This is a genomic window from Acidovorax sp. FW305-C-20-28, assembly GCF_058783375.1.
In genome coordinates, this window is record NZ_JBYSYM010000016.1 from 148388 (window position 1) to 163061 (window position 14674).

Below are 14674 nucleotides of genomic sequence, written 5' to 3' on the forward strand. Positions count from 1 at the left end.
CCTGTGGGGGTCGGTCAGCGCCTGAGGCTGCCGGTGCGGGTGTACATCTCCAGGTCCACGAAGTTGGACCCATTGTGGTTGTTCGGACCGTACTGCACCGGGAAATCGCCGAACTTGGTGGTGCCCATGTCTTCCATGGCCTTGATGAAGGCCTCGCGCGTGAGGTTTCGCCCGGCGCGCTTGAGCCCTTCGACGAACACGCGCGCGGCGATATAGCCTTCGAGCATGGTGTAGCTGTCGATCTTGGCGCCCGCGTCGGTGCGGTCCTTGCGGTAGTCCACGACGATGGGCATGCGGCTGGCCTGCGGTGACGGCACGATGTTGGCCGTGACCAGTCCTTCGATGCCGCCATTGAGGCGCTGTGCAGAACCCGGCGCATCGGTGATGCCCACCGAGATGGTGTACAGCGGCGATGCGGCGCCCGCCGCGCGGTAGTCGCGCAGGAAGACCTCGACCATCTTGCCGGCCACGATCATCACCACGGCGCCGGGCTGGGCCTTGGTGAGCTGCGCCACCTGGGCCTTGGCGTCGGTGGCGGCGATCTCCATGGGCACGGATTCGACCACCTTGACCTTCAGGCCCTGGGCGATCTGCAGGCAGGTTTCGAGGTTGGACTTGCCGAAGGCGCTGTTCTGGTAGATGACGGCGATGTTCGTGATGCCCAGCGTGGCCAGGTGGCCCACGATCTTGCGCAGCTCGGTCTCGTAGCTGGCGCGCACATGGAACAGGTAGCGGTTGTGCGTGGTGCGAAACGAGGTGGTGCCCACCAGCGGCGCGAACATGGGCACGCCGGCCTTCTCGGCCAGCGGCATGGCAGCGATCAGGTTGCCTGTGGCCACGTAGCCGATCAGGGCGAAGACCTTTTCCTCATCGATCAGGCGCGCCGTGTTCTCGGCGGTCTTCTTGGGCTCGTAGGCGTCGTCGAGCGAAACGAGATCAAGCTTGCGGTCGAACACCCCGCCAGCCTTGTTGATGCGGTCGAAGTAGAGCGCGATGCCGGCCTTGTAGTCCACGCCGAAATCCTTGGCGGGCCCGGTGAAGACTGCAGACTGCCCGACCTTGATGCCCTTGTCCGTCACCCCCGTCTCGGCCGCCGCAGCCGTGCCGGCGCTGCCCAGGGCCGTGGCGGCCAGGGTCATCAGCACAGCCCTGCGGTCGGTGCGCCCACTCTCTATCTCACGAAACTTCATGAAACGCTCCTTACATCAAACGTGGAAGTGTCCCCTTTAGAGAAGGGGTCCTGCAAGCCCTGGTCCGGTGTGTTGCGAAACCGTCAATACCAGGGTGCCTACGGATTGCTCCGCGGGCACCCTGCGGTCAGACGCAAGACCCATGCCGAGGACGGCCTTCCACCTTGGCGCAATGGCTCCCGATCACGCGCTCCTGGCTCAGGCCAGGGCAATGTCCTCCGACTGGATGCGCTTGACGCCCTTGGCCTTCATCTGCTTCCACGCGGCTTCGAGCGAGCCGTTGAGGTCGATGGCGCGGCAGGCGTCTTCCACCACATAGGTCTCGAAACGCAGGCGCTTGGCGTCCAGCGCCGTCCAGGCCACGCAGAAATCCGTGGCAAGGCCGGTCACGAACACCGTCTTGATGCCGCGCTGCTTCAGATACCCCGCCAGGCCCGTGGAGGTCTTGCGGTCGGCCTCCTCGAAGGCCGAGTAGCTGTCCACATGCTCGTGGAAGCCCTTGCGCAGGATCACCTGGGCCTGGGGCAGCTTGAGGTCCTTGTGCAGGGCCGCGTCGTCGGTGCCGCGCACGCAGTGGTCGGGCCACAGCACCTGCTGGCCGTAGCTCAGTTTCGTGGTCTCGAAGGGTTTCTTGCCCGCATGCGTGCTGGCGAACGAGGCATGGCCCGGCGTATGCCAGTCCTGAGTGACGACCACGTTCTCGAACGCCGTGGCGATGCGGTTGATGACCGGCACCACCTCGTCGCCCTTGGCCACGGGCAGCGTGCCGCCGGGCACGAAGCAGTTCTGCACGTCCACCACGATCAGGGCCGCCCGCTCGCCGGGCTTGATCTTGCCCGCAGCGAAGGCCAGGGGCAGGCCGCCCCCCGCAAGGGCAAGGGCAGCAGCGGATTGGAGAAAGGAACGGCGCTTGGCAGGGATCATCATGGCGGACACTCCGGTTGGGAACGCACTGGCACAGATCGGCGGGGCCCACCGGGCCCCGCCGGGAAATCCTCACACGCTCAGGTAGGACCTGCGCACCTCGTCGTTGGCGGCCAGTTCGGCCATGGACGCCTGGTAGCGGATCTGGCCCTTTTCGAGCACATAGGCGCGGTCGGAGACGAGTTCGGCGAAATGCATGTTCTGTTCGGACAGCAGGATGCTCACGCCCTGGGCCTTGAGCTCCAGGATCATCTGCGCCATCTGCTCCACGATCACCGGGGCCACGCCTTCCGAGGGCTCGTCCAGCAGCACCAGGTAGGGGTTGCCCATGAGGGTGCGGGCCACGGTCAGCATCTGCTGCTCGCCGCCGCTCATGCGGCCGCCAGGGCGCTGGGGCATCTCGCCCAGGTTGGGGAACAGCTTGAACAGGGCCTCGGGCGTCCACAGCGGCGCGGCCGTGCCGTCGGGCCAGTGGCGTGCGGGCTGGCGGCCCACTTCGAGGTTCTCCATCACCGAGAGGTCGGTGAACACGCGGCGGTCCTCGGGCACGAAGCCCAGGCCCAGGCGCGCGGCGTCGTGCGGGTCGCTTTTCGACAGGTCCTTGCCCATGAAGCGGATCTGGCCCTTGCGCTTGGCCAGCATGCCCATCAGCGTCTTGAGCGTGGTGGACTTGCCCGCGCCGTTGCGCCCCATCAGGGCCACGACCTCGCCGCGGCGCACATCGAGGTCCACGTCGTACAGGATCTGCGCCGCGCCATACCAGGCCTGCAGGCCCTTGGCCTCGAGCAGCACTTCCCTGGGTTCGTTCGTCGTCGTGCTCATCATGCGGTCTCCGCGGGCGCAGCCGCTGTCGTCGTCGTCTTTTTCTCGAAGGTCTTGCCGGTGCCGAAGTACACCTCCTGCACCTTGGGGTGGTCGCGCAGCTCCAGGGGCTTGCCCTCGGCGATCAGGCGGCCGCGCGCCAGCACGATCATGCGGTCGGCATACGCGAACACCACATCCATGCTGTGCTCGGTGAACAGCACGGCCATGCCGCGGTCGATCACCAGCTGCTTGGTCAGCGCCATGAGCTCGTTGCGCTCCTTGGGCGCCATGCCGGCGGTGGGCTCGTCCATGAGCAGCAGCTTGGGCGCATTGGCCATGGCGATGGCCAGTTCCACACGCTTCACGTCACCGTAGGCCAGCACGCTGCAGGGCCGGTCGGCCTGGGCCTTCATGCCCACCTGTTCGAGCAGGGCCAGGGCCTCGTCGCGCTTGTGGTCCGAGGCCTTGCGGAACATCGAGAACAGCCGGCTGTCGTGCGAGATCAGCGCCATCTGCACGTTCTCCACCACAGTCAGCGAGGAGAAGGTCTCGGCGATCTGAAAGGTGCGGCCCACGCCCAGGCGCCAGATGTCGCGCGGCTTGCGGCCCACGAGCTCCTGGCCGTTGAGCTGGATGGAGCCCGCATCGGCCTGCAACTGCCCGTTGACCATGTTGAAGGTGGTGGACTTGCCCGCGCCGTTGGGGCCGATCAGGGCCAGCAGCTCGCCGGCCGCCAGCTCGAAATGGATGCCGTCGACGGCCTTGACCCCGCCGAACGACTTGCCCAGGCCGGTGACTTTGAGCAGGCTCATGCTGCCTCCTTCGCTTCGCGCTTGTTATCGAAGAGTTGCTTGATGGCGCCGGCAATGCCCTGCGGGAACAGCAGCACCAGGATCAGGATGATGGCGCCCAGCATGGCGCGCCAGTAGTCGGTGTTGCGCGCCACGGTGTCGTGCAGCCAGGTGAAGGTGACGGCACCCACCACCGGGCCGGCCAGCGTCTGGATACCGCCCAGGAGCACCATGACCAGGCCGTCGACCGACTTGCCCACGTGCAGCGCCTCGGGCGAGATGCTGCCCTTGGAGAAGGCGAACAACGCACCGCCCAGGCCCGCGAACAGGCCGGCGATGACGAAGGCCGTCCACTGCATGCGCTTGACGTCGATGCCGATGGCGTCCGCCCGCAGCACCGAGTCGCGCCCGGCGCGCAGCGCATAGCCGAAGGGCGAGAACAGCACCCGGCGCAGAGCCAACACGCCGCCCACCACCAGGGCCAGCGTGAGGAAGTAGTAGTTGCGCTTGTCCGACAGCCACTGCGCCGGCCACACGCCCGTGAGGCCGTTGCTGCCGCCCGTGAAGCCGTCCCACTGGTAGCAGATGGCCCAGGTGATCTGCGCGAAGGCCAGCGTCAGCATGGCCAGGTACACGCCCGACAGGCGCACGCAGAACCAGCCGTAGAGCAGCGCACCCGCGGCGGCGGCCAGCGGTGCCAGCACCAGGGCCACTTCCATGGGGATGCCGGCCGAGCGCACCAGCAGCGCGGCCGCATAGGCCCCGAGGCCGAAGTACGCCGCATGGCCGAAAGAGTGCATGCCCGCCGGGCCCATGATGAAGTGCAGGCTGGCGGCGAACAGGGCGGCGATCAGCAGGTCGATCATCAGCACCGTGAGGTAGGGCGAGCCGGTCGTCACGAAGGGCAGCACCACGAGCACGGCCACCAGCGCGGCAGCGCCGATCTTGTACCAGGGCGGCGAGGCGCGCAGCGGCGCTTCAGGAATGCCGGTGTTGCGGCTGGCGGCCTGGGCCTTGCCCATCAGACCCCAGGGGCGCACCACGAGCACAACCGCCATCACGAGGAATTCGACCACCAGGGTGAGCTTGGAGAAGGAGACGCTGTAGCCGAAGATCTCGACCACACCGAGCCAGATGCAGACAGCCTTGATCTCGGCGATCAACAGGGCCGCCACATAGGCCCCCGGGATGGAACCCATGCCGCCCACCACCACCACCACGAAGGCGGCGCCGATGGTGTTGAGGTCCATCTCCAGCGTGGCCGGTTCGCGCGGCAGTTGCAGCGCGCCGCCCAGGCCGGCCAGCAGGGCACCCAGGGCGAACACGGCCGTGAACAGCCAGGCCTGGTTCACGCCCAGGGCGCTGACCATCTCGCGGTCCTGCCTGGCGGCGCGCACCAGCGTGCCCCAGCGGGTGCGGGTGAGCAGCAGCCACAGCAGGCCCAGCACCACCGGGCCGACGACGATCAGGAACAGGTCATACGACGGGAATTGCCGGCCCAGGATGCTGACCGAGCCCGACAGGCCCGGCGCGCGCGGGCCGAGCAGTTCCTCGGGGCCCCAGATCCAGAGCGCGGCATCCTTGATCACCAGCACCAGCGCAAAGGTCGCCAGCAGCTGGAACAGCTCGGGCGCCTTGTAGATGCGGCGCAGCAGCACCACCTCCACCAGGGCGCCGAGCACGCCGACCACCACGGCCGAGAGCAGCAGCGCGGGCCAGAAGCCCAGGCCCGTGCCCAGCTTGGCCACCAGCGAGTAGGCGACGTAGATGCCCACCATGAAGAACGAGCCATGCGCGAAATTGACGATGCGTGTGACACCGAAGATCAGCGACAGCCCGGCCCCCACGAGGAACAGCGAGGAAGCCCCCGCCAGCCCATTGAGCAGCTGAACGATAAAACTCGAAAAACTCATTCCAGATCCTTCGGCAACACTTGTCCCTCGGGCATGTCCGTCTGCCCGTTCGCGTGCATGTGGGGTAGCAATATGGCCTTGGCGGCTGGCGGGCGCAAGAGCCCACCAGCCGCGTCAGGCCGGGGACCAGCCGTCAGTCGGCCGGGCGCATCTTCTTGACTTCGTCGTTCGAGGGCTGCACCTTGGCGCCGTCCACGTAGCGGTAGTCGACCATCACGCCCTTTCCGCCTTCGTTCTTGGAGCGGCCCACGTAGCCGCCCATGGTGGACTGGTTGTCCTCGGGGCGGTAGGTGATACGGCCGAAGGGCGTGGGCACCTGCAGGCCCTTGAAGGCGACGACCAGCTTCTCGGTGTCGGTGGAGTTGGCCTTCTTGATGCCCTCGCCCAGCGACTTGATGGCGCTGTAGCCGACCACCGAGCCCAGGCGCGGGTAGTCGTTGAACTTGGCCTGGTAGGCGGTGTGGAAGGCCTTGTGCTCAGGCGTCTGCAGGCCGTACCAGGGGTAGCCGGTCACGATCCAGCCGTTGGGGGCTTCGTCCTTGAGCGGGTCCATGTACTCGGGCTCGCCGGTCAGCAGGCTGACCACTTCACGGTCCTTGAACAGGCCACGCGTGTTGCCCTCGCGCACGAACTTGGACAGGTCGGCACCGAACAGCACGTTGAAGATGGCATCGGGCTTGGCATCGGCCAGGGCCTGCACCACGCTGCCCGAGTCGACCTTGCCCAGCGGCGGCGCCTGTTCGACGACGAATTCCACATCGGGCTGGGCCGCCTTGAGCAACTGCTTGAAGGTGGCCACGGCCGACTGGCCGTACTCGTAGTTGGGGTAGACCAGCGCCCAGCGCTTCTTCTTCAGGGCCACGGCGTCGGGCACCATCATCGACACCTGCATGTAGGTGGAGGGGCGCAGGCGGTAGGTGTAGCGGTTGCCGTTCTGCCAGACGATCTTGTCGGTCAGCGGCTCGCCGGCCAGGAAGAAGAATTTCTTTTGCTTGGCGAAGTCGGTCAGCGCCAGGCCCACGTGCGAGAGGAAGGAGCCGGTGAGCACGTCGACCTTCTCGCGCGAGACCAGTTCCTCGGCGGCGCGCACGGCATCGCCGGGGTTGCCGTTGTCGTCGCGGATCACGAGCTGGACCTTCTTGCCCAGCAGGCCGCCCGCGGCGTTGATCTCGTCCACGGCCAGTTCCATGCCCTTCTTGTAGGGCTCGAGGAAGGCGGGCTGGGCCTTGTAGCTGTTGATCTCACCGATCTTGATGACATCCTGGGCCATGGCGGGAGCCAGGGTGGCGGCCAGCGCGGCGGCGGCCGTAACACGCATGAGGGTCTTTAGCATCGTCATGGGAACACTCCTGAGGGATTGGATGGGAGAGAAACAGCGGGGCAAACGGTAAGTATCGGGGAGACTGCAGGTCACGGGTGTGGCGGTGCGCTCAGCGCAGGCCGTCCTTGCCCTGGATTTCTGCGGTCGTGAGGCCGCCAATGCGCGGCAGCGGGCGGCCGCCGGCCGTCACGACCACTGCCACCACGATCTCGTTGGCGCGTGGTGCATCGGCCACACGGGCCTCCATGGCATCGAAATGGCTGCGCACGTAAGCAGCATCCTTGTGGCCCAGGGGCACGTCGATGGCGGCACCCAGGCCGCCGATCTTCTTGCTCGACGGCACCAGCGCGGCGCCCTTTTCCACCGCCACGCGCAGCGGCGCGCCCAGCTTGGGGTGCAGGATGGCGGCGGCATGCTCCAGCTCGCCGCCCTCGCCCACGATGGCGGCCTTGCCGTAGCTTTCGGCCTGGCCGGGCGCGATGCCCAGGGCCTGCACGCAGCGCTCGCCCAACAGGCCGCCGAGTTCTTCGCCGATGGCGATCAGCGCGTCCAGGTTCTGCTCGAAGCGGCCGGCAAAGGGGTTCTCGATGACGGCCATGGCCAGGGCCTTGCGCACGGGCGGATTGACCTCCTGGCCCATTTCCACGCGCACTTCGTCGGTCTGGACGATGATTTTCCGGATCTTGGCGGGCATGTGTGTACTCCTTGGTCTCTCGTATCGTTATGGGTGGCAGGGGATCAGCGCAGGCCGTTCCACTGGCTGATGTCTTCGGCCTTGAGCCCGCCCACGCGGGCATGGATGCGCGCGCCGGTGGTCATGGCCAGGATGAAGACGATTTCGTCGGCGCGCGGTGCGCCGGGCACGCGCACCTCGATGGCATCGAAATGGCTGCGCACGTAGCTGGCGTTGATGTGGGTGAGCGGCACATCGAGCGCAGCGCCAGGGCCGCCCACCTTCTTGGTGGAGGGCACGATGGACAGCGCATTGCCCGGCTGTCCGGTCTTCTCCTCGGCCTGGCCCTTGGCGTAGGCGTTGCGGTCGCCCTTCCAGCCGAGCAGCTCGCGCATGGCATAGCCGCCCGGCACATGCCACAGCGCGCCATGCTCCAGCTCGCCGGCCGCGCCGACGATGGCGCCCTTGCCATAGGTGGCGATGCGCTCAGCCGGCACGCCCATGGCAGCCAGCAGGCGCTGCGCCATGTCCAGGCCCACGCCCTGCAGCGCATCCATCATGGGCAGGATGTCGGCTTCGTAGCGGCCGGCATAGGGGTTGGTGAGCACCGCGCCGATGGCGCCGCGCAGCAGCGGTGCACCGGTTTCGGGACCGAATTCGTGCCGGATTTCCTCAACATGGGTGAAAACGCGTCGGATCTGGATCATGGGATGGCCTGTGCAATTCATTAAGCAAATACTGAACCAACTTCGAAAACGGCGCCGGATTTCCCGGGCGCTGCGTGCTCCAACAGGCCGGTGGCCGATGGCGTCGCCATCCATTGCCCCTGGCATGAGAGCAGCGCGCACCACAGGTGACCGCCAGCCTGCAATTCTTGCGCTTTTTCCAGCCCGGCCTGCAGGGCCTGGCGCACCAGCGCCGGGGGCAGGTCGGGCACATCGACCGTCACGGGGATGCTGCCCAGGTCACTGTCGTCCTTGACCTCCCAAGCGGGCCTGCGCACGATGCGCGCATCCTGCACGTTCACCGCGTTGGCCACCACGGTGGCGGCGGCATCGGCCTGGGCCGCCGTGGTGGCCAGGATGGTGACGCTGTCGGCAATGCCCAGCGAATGGCTGCGCCCGCGCCAGCCGCTGGTGGCAATGCCGCGCACGGGCAGGGTGCTGGCGATGCGGAAGGCCCCGTCGAGCAGCAGGCCTTGTTGCAGCTGCGCCGCATCGAGTGCGGCGATGTCGGCGTACACGCCGACCCGCGCCGCTTCGCCCGCTGCCAGGTGCAGCGCGATGTCGCCGCCATTGTTCACCCAGGCCCGCTGCACGCCATCCACCACATAGCAGGACAGCAGCTCCTGCGCCACCGAACCCGCGACCGCAGCCATGGGGGTGATGAAGTCCTGGCGAAACGGCCGGCAGGCCTGCCACATGCGGCGCGCGACGGGGCCTTGCAGCGGGCATTCGCCTTCGCCCACCGGCGCGCGCAGGCCGGGCAGCTCGCGCACCAGTTCCTGCAGCAGGCCTTCGAAGCGCACCCAGGCGCGCGCATGCGCGGCGGCCACGGCCAGCGCATCGCCTTCGGCCTGGACGATGATGTCCATGGGGCCATGCTGCAGGTGCCAGCGGCCCGGGGACAGCAGTTGACGGGTGGCTTGCATGGCGCAGCCCTCAGCCCAGCAGCGGGGGACGGCCCAGCGGCCAGGGGTTGGCCGACGGCAGGGCCAGCCAGGAGGCCGACAGCGGCGCACCATCGTTGTGCCAGGCACCGCGTTCGAGCACCTCGCGCAGGCTGCGCACCTCGCTCATGTGGCCGCCCAGCAACTCGTAGTCGCTGCGGCGCATGCTGAATTCGATGGGCGCCACGATGGCCGGCGTGGGCACCGTGCCAAAGCTGTTGTCGGGCATGCGCAGCACATCGGCCATCACGGTGATGCCACCGCCGGGCCAGACATAGGCCGGCGCGCCGCCGCAGGTCACGTTCACCAGGGCATTCTTGATGGAGCGCGTGAGCAGCACCGGGTTCTCGGTGACGCCGGCACGCAGGCTGCCGCCCGCGCCGCCGAGGAACAGCACCGAGGTCAGCGAGGGCTCGCAGTTCTCGCCGATGCGGTCCACGATGCGGCGCACGGCCTCGGGCATTTCGGCCTCCACCGGCACCAGCGATTCGTCGAGCACATACCAGCTCGCGTGTTCGCCGGTCGTGGAGGTCATCAGCAGGCGCAGGCCGGGCCAGGCCACGGATTCGTCCCAGCCTTCGATGATGGACAGGGGGTCGGCGATGTCGGTGCCGCCCCAGCCCGTGCCGGGGTTGGCCACCTGGAAATAGCGGCCCGGCGTGGACTTGCGCCCGCGCATCTTGATACCCGAGGACTTCATGTCCAGGCAGCGGCCGGCCTGGTGCTCGGTGAGCACGCCGGTGATGTGGTCGTCCACTACCACCACCTCGTCGGCCTGGCCAAAGAACTGGCGCGCAAAGATGCCGATGGCCGCCGAGCCGCAGCCCACGCGCATGCGCTGCTCGGCCACGCCGTTGACGATGGGCGCCTGCCCGGCCTGGATCACGAGCTGCGAGCCGCCATCGATGGTCAGCTCCACCGCCTGCTTGTTGCCCAGCGCCTGCATCATCTCGTTGGCGATGCGCCCTTCTTTCTTGCTGCCGCCCGTGAGGTGGTGCACCCCGCCCAGCGACAGCATCTGCGAGCCGTATTCGGCCGTGGTGACATGGCCCACGACCTCGCCCTTGCAGCGCACATTGGCCTGCTCGGGGCCGAGAAAGCGGTCGGTGTCGATCTTCACCTTGAAGCTGCAGTAGCTGAAGATGCCTTCAGTGACCACGGTGACCATGTCCACGCCATCGGCCTTTGAGCCCACGATGAAAGGCGCGGGCTTGTAGTCGGGGTAGGTGGTGGAGGAGCCTACGCCGGTGACGAAGACTTCTTCGGTCAGCAGCAGGTCGCCATTCCAGGTGGGTTGGCCGGCAGGGGCCTCGGCAGCGTCGGCACCGGCTTCGATGGCACGGCCCGAGAAGGGCACCAGCTTGGCCTCGCCATCCTCGATGGTCTTGCGCAGCAGCACCACGGGATCGACCCGCACCAGCACGCCGGCCTGGTTGGCATAGCGGTCGCAGGCGCCGCTGCGACCCTCGGAAATCTGGCACAGCACGGGGCAGGCGTTGCACTCCACCTTGGCCGCGTTCATGCGCTCATTGCGCGGCCGGGCCCGTTCGAGCACCTGCGGCAGCTCGGGTGCATCCATGCCGGGAAGTCCGTCGGTCTTGGTGTGTTCAGTCATCGTGGCAACCCATTCCTCGCACCGATTTCAGTGCTTGTACGTTCATGGCGTTTTGTGTAGCATTCACTTAACAAAAATGTGGTGATCACTACATTTGAGGCGAATGTAGCGCAATCATTCGCAGTCCGCAATAGTGTTTGCGCGCCCCCTGAAATGGTGCACAAGGAGCCCCAAAATGACGCACGTAGTCACAGACGCATGCATTCGGTGCAAGTACACCGACTGCGTGGATGTATGCCCGGTCGATTGTTTCAAGGAGGGGCCCGAGTACCTGGTGATTGACCCCGACGAATGCATCGACTGCGCGGTCTGCATTCCCGAATGCCCGGCCAATGCCATCTATGCCGAGGACGACCTGCCCGAAGGCATGGAAATCTTCCTGGCCTTCAACAAAAAGCTGGCTCCGGGCCTGCCCACTATCACCAAAAGAAAACCGCCTTTGCCAGATGCGGAACAATGGAGGGTTGTGCGCCACAAGCTTTCCGGCCTGGATGTCAGCTTTTGACGCCTGCGGCCCCAGCCTTTCAGCCAGCTTTTACACCCGTTTTCTCAACTTTTAGCCGACGTTACGACCATGAGCGCCTTTCTTGAAGAACGCGTGCTGTCCGTCAACCACCTGACGGACCGCCTTTTTTCGTTCAAAACCACCCGCGACACCGCGCTGCGGTTCTCCAATGGCCACTTCACCATGATCGGCCTGCGCGTGAACGGCAAACCACTGCTGCGCGCCTACAGCATCGCCAGCGCCAACTACGAGGAGCACCTGGAGTTCCTGTCGATCAAGGTGCCCGATGGCCCGCTGACCTCGCGCCTGCAGAACATCCAGGTGGGTGATTCCATCGTCGTGGGCAAGAAGCCCACCGGCACCCTGCTGATCGACTACCTGCTGCCCGCCAAGCGCCTGTACATGCTGTCCACCGGCACAGGCCTGGCCCCCTTCCTGAGCCTGATCCGCGACCCCGAGACCTATGAGAAGTTCGAGGAAGTGGTGCTGGTGCACGGCGTGCGCGAGGTCAAGGAACTGGCCTACCACGACTACATCACCAAGGAACTGCCCGAGCACGAGTTCCTGGGCGAGATGGTGAGCAAGCAGCTCAAGTACTACCCCACCGTGACGCGCGAGGAGTTCAAGAACCAGGGCCGCGTGACCACCGTGATCGAGAACGGCCAGCTCGCGCGCGACCTGGGCCTGCCCGCCCTGAACCCGGTGGAAGACCGGGTGATGATCTGCGGCAGCCCCGAGATGCTGCGCGACCTCAAGCACATGATGGAAGAGCGCGGCTTCAAGGAAGGCAACACCACCAAGCCCGGTGATTTCGTGATCGAGCGCGCCTTCGCGGAGCAGTAATATCTCCGGCAGGCCCGGCCCCTGCACCGCAGGGGCCGCCCTGCCACCCAACGGATCATCCATGTCGGCCACACCCACCAAGACCCGGACTGCTTCCACCCGCGCCCCCTCCGCCCGCCGCACCGGCGTGCGCGAGCAGGCAGCGCAAACCACCCGCGACAACATCCTCAAGGCCGCGATCAAGGTGTTCGCGCGCTACGGTTACGAAGGCGGCAGCGTGGAGAAGATCTCCAAGGCGGCCAAGTCCTTCGACCGGATGATCTACTACTACTTCGGCAGCAAGGAAGGCCTGTTCATCGAGGTGCTCGAAGAGATCTACCGGCGCATGAACGACGCCGAGACGGCCCTCGATATCCGCCTCGACACCCCGGTCGAGGCCCTCAAGGCCGTGGTGCGCTTTGTCAGCCAGTACTACCGCAAGCACCCCGAGTTCGTCACGCTGCTCAACACCGAGAACCTGCACAAGGGCAAGCACATCTCCAAGTCGATGCGCGCGCGCGAGTATTCCTCGCCGGCCGTGTCGGTGATCGAGCAGGTGCTGGCCGCGGGCGTGGCGAGCAAGGAGTTCCGCGCCGACCTGCGCGCGCGCGACCTGTACCTGCTGATCGCCTCCATGGGCTACTTCTACCAATCCAACCGCTACACGCTCTCGGCCTTCCTGGGCGAGGACATCGACCAGCCCGAAGCCGTCGCCCACTGGGACGACTTCATGATCGATACCGTGCTTCGGACTGTGCGCGCCGCCTGAGGCGCAGCACGCACTCCCCGGGCCCATGGCCCCCATCTTGCAAGCGCTTCTCGCCGGTGCACGTGACCAGCGAGGGGCGCAGCCTGCCTGCCTCGCGGCCCCGCCCAGCTTTTGGACAAGAGCGCTTTGCAGTGCATTCCACCTTGCACGACGCGCACCTCTTATGTAGTATTTACTACACGAATTGCAGCCCCACGATCGCAGCAGTTTGCCCCTTCCATCCCTCCCCCGACTGGAACCCTCCATGGCAGACCTCTCCACCAACGCAACCTCCGGCAAAGTCGTCATCAAGAACATCGGCCTGCTGCTCTCGGGCGACCTCGAACGCCCCATCCTCGATGCCGACACCATCGTCGTGAACGACGGCCTCATCGTGGCCGTGGGCCGCGAGAAGGACTGCGACACCGAACACGCGCGCACCACCATCGACGCACGCGGTACCTGCGTGGCCCCCGGCCTGATCGACAGCCACGTGCACCCCGTGTTCGGCGACTGGACGCCGCGCCAGAACCAGATCGGCTGGATCGACTCGACCATGAACGGCGGAGTGACCACCATGATTTCGGCCGGCGAAGTGCACCTGCCCGGCCGGCCCAAGGACATCGTGGGCGTGAAGGCCCTGGCCATCACCGCGCAGCGCGCGTTCGACAACTTTCGCCCCGGTGGCGTAAAGGTGATCGCCGGCGCGCCGGTGATCGAGAAGGGCATGGTCGAGCAGGACTTCAAGGACATGGCCGAGGCCGGCGTGAAGCTGCTCGGCGAGGTGGGCCTGGGCTCGGTCAAGGCCGGCTACGAGGCCAAGGAGATGGTGGCCTGGGCGCGCAAGCACGGCATCCAGAGCACCATCCACACCGGCGGCCCGTCGATTCCCGGCTCGGGCCTGATCGACAAGGACGTGGTGCTGGAAGCCGATGCCGACGTGATCGGCCACATCAACGGCGGCCACACCTCGCTGCCCTGGAAGCATGTGTGCGAGCTGTGCGAGAAGTCTTCGCGCGCCATCGAGCTGGTGCACAACGGCAACGAGAAGATCGCCATCGAGGCCGCGCGCGCCGCCATGGAACTCAAGTGCCCGCACCGCGTGATCCTGGGCACCGACGGTCCCGCGGGCTCGGGCGTGCAGCCCCTGGGCATGCTGCGCATGATCGCGCTGATCTCGAGCTTCGCCAACATCCCGGCCGAGCTGGTGTTCTGCTTTGCCACGGGCAACACGGCGCGCATCCGCGACCTCAACTGCGGGCTGATCGAGCCGGGCCGCGCAGCCGACTTCGTGTTCATGGACCGCGCCCAGCACACGGCCGGCGCCACCCTGCTCGAAAGCGTGCAGCTGGGCGACATCCCGGGCATCGGCATGGTGATGATCGACGGCATCGTGCGCTGCGGTCGCAGCCGCAACACGCCGCCCGCGACCGAAATTCCGGTGGTGCTCTGAGCCCCAGGCCCTGAACCCCTTCAGCACACCCGCTTCATTTACCGCGCTGGTGCCCGCACCAGCGCCCCTGTTTCTTTGTACTGATGGAGTTCTTCCAATGAAAGTAATCGTCCCCGTCAAGCGCGTGGTGGACTACAACGTCAAGGTCCGCGTCAAATCGGACTTGCGCGGTGTGGACATCGCCAACGTGAAGATGAGCATGAACCCCTTTGACGAAATCGCCGTCGAAGAGGCCGTGCGCCTCAA

The 14674-nt window shown here is 66.4% G+C and carries 14 protein-coding genes and 1 pseudogene; 5 read left to right on the forward strand and 10 right to left on the reverse strand.

Annotated elements, in window-relative coordinates:
• Window positions 1-14 precede the first annotated feature (14 nt).
• The 10 genes from AC3WOH_RS19190 to AC3WOH_RS19235 all read right to left on the reverse strand — a co-directional run bounded on the left by AC3WOH_RS19190 (window position 15) and on the right by AC3WOH_RS19235 (window position 10900).
• Window positions 15-1190 carry an ABC transporter substrate-binding protein gene (locus AC3WOH_RS19190; RefSeq protein ID WP_492230906.1) on the reverse strand — a complete coding sequence of 392 codons (1176 nt, stop codon included), beginning with the start codon at window positions 1188-1190 and terminating at the stop codon, window positions 15-17.
• Between the two features lie 198 nt (window positions 1191-1388).
• Window positions 1389-2114, reverse strand: a complete 726-nt coding sequence (pncA, locus tag AC3WOH_RS19195) for a bifunctional nicotinamidase/pyrazinamidase (protein WP_492230918.1) — start codon at window positions 2112-2114, stop codon at window positions 1389-1391.
• Window positions 2115-2186: 72 nt separating this feature from the next.
• Entirely contained in the window at window positions 2187-2936 is a 750-nt protein-coding gene (locus tag AC3WOH_RS19200; protein ID WP_492230907.1) for an ABC transporter ATP-binding protein, read from the reverse strand.
• On the reverse strand, window positions 2936-3730 hold the full coding sequence (locus tag AC3WOH_RS19205; RefSeq protein ID WP_492230908.1) for an ABC transporter ATP-binding protein: 795 nt from the start codon (window positions 3728-3730) through the stop codon (window positions 2936-2938). Before AC3WOH_RS19205 ends, AC3WOH_RS19200 begins: the two co-directional genes overlap by 1 nt.
• The gene (locus AC3WOH_RS19210; protein ID WP_492230909.1) at window positions 3727-5622 is read right to left on the reverse strand and encodes an ABC transporter permease; all 1896 of its coding nucleotides are present in this window, start codon (window positions 5620-5622) and stop codon (window positions 3727-3729) included. Before AC3WOH_RS19210 ends, AC3WOH_RS19205 begins: the two co-directional genes overlap by 4 nt.
• Before the next feature lie 133 nt (window positions 5623-5755).
• Window positions 5756-6961 carry an ABC transporter substrate-binding protein gene (locus tag AC3WOH_RS19215; RefSeq protein ID WP_492230910.1) on the reverse strand — a complete coding sequence of 402 codons (1206 nt, stop codon included), beginning with the start codon at window positions 6959-6961 and terminating at the stop codon, window positions 5756-5758.
• 91 nt (window positions 6962-7052) lie between these two features.
• Window positions 7053-7637, reverse strand: coding sequence for an amino acid synthesis family protein (locus tag AC3WOH_RS19220; protein ID WP_492230911.1), 585 nt, complete (start codon window positions 7635-7637; stop codon window positions 7053-7055).
• Window positions 7638-7681: 44 nt separating this feature from the next.
• Complete coding sequence (locus tag AC3WOH_RS19225; protein ID WP_492230912.1) at window positions 7682-8323, reverse strand: amino acid synthesis family protein; 642 nt, start codon at window positions 8321-8323, stop codon at window positions 7682-7684.
• Window positions 8324-8343: 20 nt separating this feature from the next.
• Window positions 8344-9267, reverse strand: a complete 924-nt coding sequence (locus AC3WOH_RS19230; protein WP_492230913.1) for a UPF0280 family protein — start codon at window positions 9265-9267, stop codon at window positions 8344-8346.
• A 10-nt stretch (window positions 9268-9277) separates the two neighbouring features.
• Window positions 9278-10900 (reverse strand): 6-hydroxynicotinate reductase, encoded by a 1623-nt coding sequence (locus tag AC3WOH_RS19235; protein ID WP_492230914.1) that lies wholly within the window; start codon window positions 10898-10900, stop codon window positions 9278-9280.
• A 175-nt stretch (window positions 10901-11075) separates the two neighbouring features.
• Here AC3WOH_RS19235 and fdxA point away from each other — a divergent pair, with 175 nt between their 5' ends.
• From fdxA to AC3WOH_RS19260, 5 genes and pseudogenes are all read left to right on the forward strand, one after another.
• Complete coding sequence (gene fdxA / locus AC3WOH_RS19240) at window positions 11076-11405, forward strand: ferredoxin FdxA (RefSeq protein ID WP_492230915.1); 330 nt, start codon at window positions 11076-11078, stop codon at window positions 11403-11405.
• A gap of 69 nt (window positions 11406-11474) precedes the next feature.
• A complete protein-coding gene (locus AC3WOH_RS19245; RefSeq protein ID WP_184855012.1) occupies window positions 11475-12248 on the forward strand; it encodes a ferredoxin--NADP reductase in 774 nt (257 codons plus the stop codon).
• A 61-nt stretch (window positions 12249-12309) separates the two neighbouring features.
• A complete protein-coding gene (locus AC3WOH_RS19250) occupies window positions 12310-12996 on the forward strand; it encodes a TetR/AcrR family transcriptional regulator (protein WP_492230916.1) in 687 nt (228 codons plus the stop codon).
• Window positions 12997-13240: 244 nt separating this feature from the next.
• Window positions 13241-14428, forward strand: a complete 1188-nt coding sequence (locus AC3WOH_RS19255; RefSeq protein WP_492230917.1) for an amidohydrolase family protein — start codon at window positions 13241-13243, stop codon at window positions 14426-14428.
• Between the two features lie 97 nt (window positions 14429-14525).
• Window positions 14526-14674: pseudogene (locus AC3WOH_RS19260) on the forward strand (electron transfer flavoprotein subunit beta/FixA family protein); the annotation flags it as partial.

Excerpts from the sequence above, each read along its gene's own strand:
- AC3WOH_RS19250 (WP_492230916.1), top strand. The coding sequence starts at position 12,310 with ATGTCGGCCACACCCACCAAGACCCGGACTGCTTCCACCCGCGCCCCC.
- AC3WOH_RS19230 (WP_492230913.1), bottom strand. The coding sequence starts at position 9,267 with ATGCAAGCCACCCGTCAACTGCTGTCCCCGGGCCGCTGGCACCTGCAG.
- AC3WOH_RS19245 (WP_184855012.1), top strand. The coding sequence starts at position 11,475 with ATGAGCGCCTTTCTTGAAGAACGCGTGCTGTCCGTCAACCACCTGACG.
- AC3WOH_RS19215 (WP_492230910.1), bottom strand. The coding sequence starts at position 6,961 with ATGACGATGCTAAAGACCCTCATGCGTGTTACGGCCGCCGCCGCGCTG.
- AC3WOH_RS19255 (WP_492230917.1), top strand. The coding sequence starts at position 13,241 with ATGGCAGACCTCTCCACCAACGCAACCTCCGGCAAAGTCGTCATCAAG.
- AC3WOH_RS19225 (WP_492230912.1), bottom strand. The coding sequence starts at position 8,323 with ATGATCCAGATCCGACGCGTTTTCACCCATGTTGAGGAAATCCGGCAC.
- AC3WOH_RS19220 (WP_492230911.1), bottom strand. The coding sequence starts at position 7,637 with ATGCCCGCCAAGATCCGGAAAATCATCGTCCAGACCGACGAAGTGCGC.
- fdxA (WP_492230915.1), top strand. The coding sequence starts at position 11,076 with ATGACGCACGTAGTCACAGACGCATGCATTCGGTGCAAGTACACCGAC.
- AC3WOH_RS19190 (WP_492230906.1), bottom strand. The coding sequence starts at position 1,190 with ATGAAGTTTCGTGAGATAGAGAGTGGGCGCACCGACCGCAGGGCTGTG.
- AC3WOH_RS19205 (WP_492230908.1), bottom strand. The coding sequence starts at position 3,730 with ATGAGCCTGCTCAAAGTCACCGGCCTGGGCAAGTCGTTCGGCGGGGTC.
- pncA (WP_492230918.1), bottom strand. The coding sequence starts at position 2,114 with ATGATCCCTGCCAAGCGCCGTTCCTTTCTCCAATCCGCTGCTGCCCTT.
- AC3WOH_RS19200 (WP_492230907.1), bottom strand. The coding sequence starts at position 2,936 with ATGAGCACGACGACGAACGAACCCAGGGAAGTGCTGCTCGAGGCCAAG.
- AC3WOH_RS19235 (WP_492230914.1), bottom strand. The coding sequence starts at position 10,900 with ATGACTGAACACACCAAGACCGACGGACTTCCCGGCATGGATGCACCC.
- AC3WOH_RS19210 (WP_492230909.1), bottom strand. The coding sequence starts at position 5,622 with ATGAGTTTTTCGAGTTTTATCGTTCAGCTGCTCAATGGGCTGGCGGGG.